Raw genomic sequence first — 2889 nt, forward strand, 5'->3', positions numbered from 1 at the left:
AGCATCTCGTTTTTCCATGCCTGAAAGGATGAATGATGCATGGGTGAAAGTCATGTATTATATTAGCGAGTTAATAAACGATAAGACTGCTCTCATTACCGGGAGCACAGAAGGCATTGGTTTTGTTATCGCCGAATCACTGGGAATGAAGGAGCGTCCGTAATAATCAACGCTCGAAAAGCAGACTCGGTAGCGCAAGCTGTCGAATCCCCAAAGGCAACGACTGGAGGCAAAACTATCGGCTTTGCTGGAGACCTATCTCAGACTACGATTGCTGATGCTCTTGCCGTCCTGTGGAGGCAGTACCTATCTTTTGCGATTCAAAGATCGGCTAGACGAATCTATGATTTTGGCTCATAGATTCATGATTAAAGACCATTTTTATTTCTCGAAAGGCTCTGGTATCCTTTGCGACTTAAGGAATTTACCGGGGTGCTTGTCCGATTGAGGGCGAGTGCCTCAAAACACTTTTGGTAACTACTTTAACGAAGAAAGATAGACCGTGATTGAGAGCCAGACCCTTACTGATGAGATAAGCCGCTTTGATGAAGAGCGGGTCGATTTTGCGTATTCCATAAATAGCATTCGTTTCGATGAGGACTATCGCCCTGCGAGCAACACGCGGATCACGACCAATTTTGCCAATTTGGCCCGGGGGGAGAACCGGGAAAGAAATTTGCGCAATGCGCTTGAAATGGTGGACAAGCGCTTCAATTCAATGGCCCATTGGGACAATCCAAGGCGTGATCGTTACTCGGTTGAGCTGGATATTATTTCGGTCGATGTGGACATCGAGGGTAAGGGTCAGGCATTTCCGTCTATAGAGATATTGAAGCCGCGCATACTCGATAAAAAGACCGGCAAGTCTTTCGAGGGCATAGTCGGGAATAATTTTTCCTCCTATGTGCGTGACTACGATTTTAGTATCTTGCTCCGCCGATACAACGAGGGGCGTTCTAGTTTTGGAGTTCCCGAAGATTTTGGTGCCCTACACGGTAAGCTTTTTAGAGATTTCCTTAGGTCCGATGCTTACAGAGAGAATTTCCCAAAACTGCCGGTGATCTGTTTGAGTGTTTCGGAGAGTAAGACCTACTGTCGCGTGGAAAACCGGCATCCTGTGTTAGGAGTCGAGTACGTTCCAAATGAGACATCTTTGACGGAGCGGTATTTTAAACAAATGGGTCTGCAGGTACGCTATTTCATGCCTGCCGACAGTGTGGCTCCCTTGGCATTCTACTACATTGGAGATTTGCTCGGCGATTACACAAATCTGGAGTTGATTGGCACCATCAGCACGATGGAAACTTTTCAGAAGATCTATCGTCCGGAGATCTATAACGCGAATTCGGTAGCAGGCGTCCAATTCAAGCCGAGCCTGACTCAATCAGACCACTCACTGACCCAGATCGTATACGACCGCGAGGAGCGAAGCAGGCTGGCGACGGTCCAGGGTGCGTTCGCCGAGGAGCATTTCATCAAACCCTATCAATCAATCCTCAACCATTGGTCCGAAAACTACGCAGTGTAGTCACGGATTTAAGGACATATTTATCATGAAAACACTACTCCCCACATCGACTGCCGGTAGCTTGCCGAAACCGTCCTGGCTCGCTGAGCCGGAGAAACTTTGGTCTCCTTGGAAACTTGAAGGGGATCAACTCCTCGATGGTAAAAAGGATGCCCTGCGCCTCATATTGCACGAGCAGAGTCAGGCCGGAATTGATATCGTCAGTGATGGTGAGCAGACACGCCAACACTTTGTTACGACTTTTATTGAGCACCTGGATGGTGTGGACTTTGAAAAGCGAGAAACTGTAAAAATCCGCGATCGCTATGAGGCGAGTGTGCCTACAGTTACTGGTCCTGTGAGTCGGCCAAACTCTGTCTTCGTCGAGGACGCCCGATTTTTGCGTCAGCAAACGGATCAGCAAATCAAGTGGGCGCTGCCAGGACCGATGACCATGGTGGATACGCTCTACGACGCGCATTACAAAAGCCGAGAAAAACTGGCCTGGGAATTTGCTAAGATCCTCAATCAAGAGGCCAAGGAACTGGAAGCGGTCGGTGTGGATATCATCCAATTTGATGAGCCCGCATTTAATGTCTTTTTTGAGGAAGTAAATGCTTGGGGCATCGCCTGCCTTGAGCGCGCAATCGAGGGCCTTGAGTGCGAAACAGCAGTCCATATCTGCTACGGCTACGGTATCAAGGCGAACACTGACTGGAAAAAGACCCTAGGCTCTGAATGGCGTCAGTATGAAGAGGTGTTCCCAAAGCTGAGAGAGTCGAACATCGATATGGTCTCCTTAGAATGCCACAACTCTCACGTGCCCATGGAACTCATCGAATTGATCCGCGGCAAGAAGGTGATGGTCGGAGCGATCGACGTGGCGAGCGACCAGGTCGAAACAGCCGAAGAAGTGGCTGCGACACTGCGAGAAGCGCTTAAATATGTGGATGCCGATAAATTGTATCCGTGCACGAATTGTGGCATGGCACCCATTCCCCGCGAGCTAGCAAGGGGTAAGCTCAACGCGCTTCGCGCCGGTGCGGAGATCGTGAGGAAGGAACTCTCGGCCTGATAGATATACAGGTCTTTGGTTTCAATGAGTAGTATTTGGTCTGTGCCGATGATTTTTTTTCGGGTTGTCACTCCTCGGCTCCGGCGATTGTAGCTGAGGCGCTCTGTCGCCTCACCCCCTGCGGTGTGGATCGGGGTGCAATTGAAACAGCGGGGAGATTGCCCCAACTGCCTCTTTTGTTGTTGAGCCGCTCTGTCGGCTCGCGGGTTGCGTATCGGTTGGAACGACCACCCAAGCAACAGGCCACCGGCGGCGACAAAGCACCGCCCTCCAGCGGTTTTCGTATCTCGTCTCGTTGTCGCTATCG

Annotated in this window: 3 protein-coding genes; all 3 read left to right on the forward strand. The window is 50.2% G+C overall.

The window, feature by feature from the left end:
- Positions 1–16 precede the first annotated feature (16 nt).
- The 3 genes from HRU10_15250 (at position 17) to HRU10_15260 (ending at position 2582) form a co-directional block, all read left to right on the forward strand.
- Positions 17–163, forward strand: coding sequence for a hypothetical protein (locus HRU10_15250; GenBank protein ID NRA28589.1), 147 nt, complete (start codon positions 17–19; stop codon positions 161–163).
- A gap of 369 nt (positions 164–532) precedes the next feature.
- Complete coding sequence (locus tag HRU10_15255; GenBank protein ID NRA28590.1) at positions 533–1528, forward strand: DUF1852 domain-containing protein; 996 nt, start codon at positions 533–535, stop codon at positions 1526–1528.
- A gap of 25 nt (positions 1529–1553) precedes the next feature.
- Positions 1554–2582: a methionine synthase gene (locus tag HRU10_15260; GenBank protein ID NRA28591.1), complete on the forward strand. Its 1029-nt coding sequence runs from the start codon at positions 1554–1556 to the stop codon at positions 2580–2582.
- Positions 2583–2889: the final 307 nt, after the last annotated feature.

It is taken from the genome of Opitutales bacterium, assembly GCA_013215165.1.
Classification (GTDB): Bacteria; Verrucomicrobiota; Verrucomicrobiia; order Opitutales; family JABSRG01; genus JABSRG01.